Origin of the sequence: Planktotalea sp., from assembly GCF_039984035.1 — a bacterium.
Taxonomy (GTDB): Bacteria; Pseudomonadota; Alphaproteobacteria; order Rhodobacterales; family Rhodobacteraceae; genus Planktotalea.
Window position 1 is genome coordinate 1 of the sequence record NZ_JBDWVM010000066.1, and the last position, 3,439, is coordinate 3,439.

5 protein-coding genes are annotated in these 3,439 nt (G+C 54.1%); 1 reads left to right on the forward strand and 4 read right to left on the reverse strand.

Annotated features, from left to right (window positions below; translation table 11 throughout):
• The coding region (locus ABJQ89_RS02865) for a GNAT family N-acetyltransferase (RefSeq protein WP_348494763.1) at nt 1-518 on the reverse strand (518 nt) is incomplete at its 3' end.
• Between the two features lie 123 nt (nt 519-641).
• A complete protein-coding gene (locus ABJQ89_RS02870; protein ID WP_348494764.1) occupies nt 642-827 on the reverse strand; it encodes a DUF3553 domain-containing protein in 186 nt (61 codons plus the stop codon).
• A gap of 26 nt (nt 828-853) precedes the next feature.
• On the opposite strand from ABJQ89_RS02870, the gene ABJQ89_RS02875 reads away from it, so the two are divergent.
• Nucleotides 854-1,468, forward strand: coding sequence for a histidine phosphotransferase family protein (locus ABJQ89_RS02875; RefSeq protein WP_348494765.1), 615 nt, complete (start codon nt 854-856; stop codon nt 1,466-1,468).
• A 3-nt stretch (nt 1,469-1,471) separates the two neighbouring features.
• Here ABJQ89_RS02875 and ABJQ89_RS02880 read toward each other — a convergent pair whose 3' ends face one another.
• The gene (locus ABJQ89_RS02880) at nt 1,472-2,728 is read right to left on the reverse strand and encodes a glutamate-5-semialdehyde dehydrogenase (RefSeq protein WP_348494766.1); all 1,257 of its coding nucleotides are present in this window, start codon (nt 2,726-2,728) and stop codon (nt 1,472-1,474) included.
• Between the two features lie 12 nt (nt 2,729-2,740).
• A partial coding sequence (gene proB / locus ABJQ89_RS02885; protein ID WP_348494767.1) for a glutamate 5-kinase occupies nt 2,741-3,439 on the reverse strand: 699 nt, incomplete at its 5' end.

A 3,439-nucleotide genomic window follows, 5' to 3' on the forward strand; every position in this document is an offset into this window, starting at 1 on the left:
GGCGCAAGATGGCGATGATGCAGCAAGGCCAAGGGCTGCGCCAAAGCATCAACGTCTATGCCATGGAAACTGGCGACACCGAACAGAACGTCTACTTTTTCAGCAAGGATATGCTTGGCAAGCGCTGACCATAGATGGAACATCGCCGTGCCGCCACGATAGTCGCGATGCAGGCAAGAACGTCCGAGTTCCAACAGCTTACGATTAGTTTCGAGCAAAGGGCTTAGATCATATTCGTGTTCGGAATAAAAACTGCCTGCTTGCTTTGCCCCTGCGACATCCAACAAACGATAGGCGCCGACGACTTGATCTTCGATATCAGTGCCGCGCGTGCGATCCAAAAGCATTAAATGGCGGGAGAACGGGTCATAATGGTCTTTTTCCAGACCCTTTTCATGATCAACTAACGCGCCATCCCCTCCGAGCTCGCGTACAAAAACATCATACCTTAAGGCCTGAACAGCCTCTAGGTGGGCATCAGTAGCCGCGAAAAGAACGTCGAAATCAGGATGAGCCATGGATCATTCACAACGAAAGGATGCCGTGATGAATACGCAATGGCCAAAGGCGGTACAAGCAAGTTAACCACATCTTTGACGAAAGGAAAGACAACTACAGGTTGCTTAATTTGTTCTTAACCATTATTCTTCATCAAAGACAGGCACTAACGCTACTTGGGAACCGTTAATGACAACTTTGCCAACCTCTCTGAAGTTTACAGTGATGCGAGGCATAATAACGGACTGCACCTGCCCCAAACCCCAGTCAGGCTCATTTGGATGGCGCACAAACATTCCGGGCTCCAAAAACGCGTTTAGGTCAGTCATGTTAACTCCCACCAAAGGATGTATTTATGGGTGAGCACAGTTTGCAGTTTGCAGCACTGGTCGGATCAAGAATTTGTCATGACCTTATTAGCCCTATTGGTGCCATCAACAACGGAATGGAACTTATTTCAATGACTGGCGGGGCGACGAGCCCAGAAATGTCGCTGATTTCCGAAAGTGTTGATGCCGCCAATGCACGAATTCGCTTTTTTCGTATCGCTTATGGCGGCCAAAGCGACACTCAGCGCCTCGGGCATTCAGAAATCATGTCGATCCTTAGGGATCTCTCCCGTGGCTCTCGCCTTCACATCCAATGGACCCCTACGGAAGAGCTAAGCAGAAGCGAAGTGCAAATTGCCTTCCTTGCGATCCAATGTGCAGAGCAAGCCATGCCCTTCGGCGGCTCGCTCACAATTGCACGGCGCGGCGAAACTTGGCAGCTCGACATGGATTCAGAACGCATGTTGATCGACGAGGAGCTTTGGGCGTCGCTCAAAGAGCCTGTTGATGAAACGACAGACGATATCGCGCCAGTCTTGCCCGCGCATGTGCAATTTTTGCTCTTGCCGATGCACGCATCAGACAAAGGGCGCCAGATCCTGTTTGAGCGAACAGAAACTGGTGCAACTTTGATCGTTTAGTTCTTAGCCACGAACCGTGCCGTCGCCATCGACCAGATATTTGAAGCTGGTCAATTGCGCAGCGCCAACAGGGCCACGTGCATGCATCTTGCCCGTGGCAATCCCGATCTCGGCGCCCATGCCAAATTCACCACCATCGGCAAATTGCGTGGAGGCGTTGCGCATCAAGATCGCACTATCAAGCTGGGCAAAGAACGTTTCTGCCGCGCTGTCATCTTCGGTCATAATGCAATCGGTGTGGTTCGATCCATAGGTGCGAATGTGCTCAATCGCGCCGTCGATATCATCAACAATCTTCGCCGCGATGATCATGTCCAAGAATTCCTGACCGAAATCAGAGGCTTGCGCCGCAACGCTGCCTTCTAGTCCAGCATCGGCGCGCACTTCAACACCCGCTTCCATCAGCGCAGCAATCGTGGCTTGGCCGATGCTGTCAGCCGCATCCTTATGGATCAGCAAGCATTCAGCGGAGCCACAAATCCCTGTGCGGCGGGTCTTCGCATTCATCACAACGTTGAGCGTCTTTTCAAGGTCCGCAGCCGCATCGATATAGATGTGCACGATGCCTTCGAGATGGGCAAAGACCGGCACGCGCGCTTCGCGTTGCACGAGGCCAACGAGCCCCTTACCACCGCGCGGTACGATCACGTCGATTGTATCCGTCATGGTCAACATCTCTTGCACAGCCGCGCGATCGCGCGTTGGCACAAGTTGAATGCTATCCGCAGGCAGACCCGCCTTGGTCACACCGTCCACAAGCGCGGCATGGATCGCGCCGGAGCTATGGAAGCTCTCAGAGCCACCGCGCAGGATCACCGCATTGCCAGACTTTAGGCAAAGCGCGCCCGCGTCTGCGGTCACATTGGGACGACTTTCATAAATAACGCCAATCACGCCCAATGGCGTGCGCACACGGCGGATATGCAGACCAGATGGCATGTCCCATTCCGTCAGCACCTCGCCCACGGGATCGGCCTGCTCTGCAACAGCGCGCAGGCCATCAACGATGCCTTGAATACGCGCCTCATCAAGCATCAAGCGATCCATCATCGCATCGGACAGGCCTTTGTTGCGCCCAAACTCAAGATCAAGCTTGTTCGCTTCAATGATCGCATCGCGCGTTTTCCACACAGCTTCAGCTGCGCCAATCAAAGCGGCGTGCTTACGTTCTGCGCTTGCGCTCGCAAGTTCAGCAGATGCCGCTTTTGCGCGCGCACCGATGTCAGCCATAAGGGCCGGAATAGTCTCAAAATCTTTCATTGCGGCCTCCATCTATTGTATCGCCATGTCGTCTCTGTGAATAAGCGCCGCACGGCCCGCATAGCCGAGGATCGCTTCAATTTCGTTGCTGCGGTGACCTTTGATCGCCTTGGCCTCTGTGCTGGTATAGCGCGCGAGGCCATAACCCAACACATGCCCGTCTTGATCCTCAATCGCAATACAGTCACCACGTTTGAAGCGTCCTGTGACCTGACTCACCCCTGCCGGCAAAAGCGAATTACCTGAGTTGAGCGCCTTTACAGCGCCCGCATCCAAACGCACGCTCCCCATGGATTTCATTGCGAAAATCCACGCCTTGCGCGCTGCATGTGGATCGGTTTGCGCGGTGAACCATGTGCAGTTCGCCCCCGCCTCTAATGCTTGGATCGGGCGCAGAACGGATCCTTCCATGACCACCATAGAACAACCCGAAGACGTCGCAGTGATCGCAGCCATGACCTTGGTCTTCATGCCACCTTTGGACAGGCTTGATGTTGGGTCCCCCGCCATCGCTTCAATCTCGGGCGTGATCTCGTCCACGACATCAAGGCGCGTTGCACTGGGATCAATCGACGGATTCGCAGTATAGAGGCCGTCCACATCAGACATCAAAACCAATGTATCTGCGCCAACCGTGACCGCGACCTGCGCCGCGAGACGGTCATTATCGCCATAGCGGATTTCATCAGTCGCAATGGTGTCGTTTTCATT

Excerpts from the sequence above, each read along its gene's own strand:
- ABJQ89_RS02875 (WP_348494765.1), top strand. The coding sequence starts at position 854 with ATGGGTGAGCACAGTTTGCAGTTTGCAGCACTGGTCGGATCAAGAATT.
- ABJQ89_RS02880 (WP_348494766.1), bottom strand. The coding sequence starts at position 2,728 with ATGAAAGATTTTGAGACTATTCCGGCCCTTATGGCTGACATCGGTGCG.
- ABJQ89_RS02870 (WP_348494764.1), bottom strand. The coding sequence starts at position 827 with ATGACTGACCTAAACGCGTTTTTGGAGCCCGGAATGTTTGTGCGCCAT.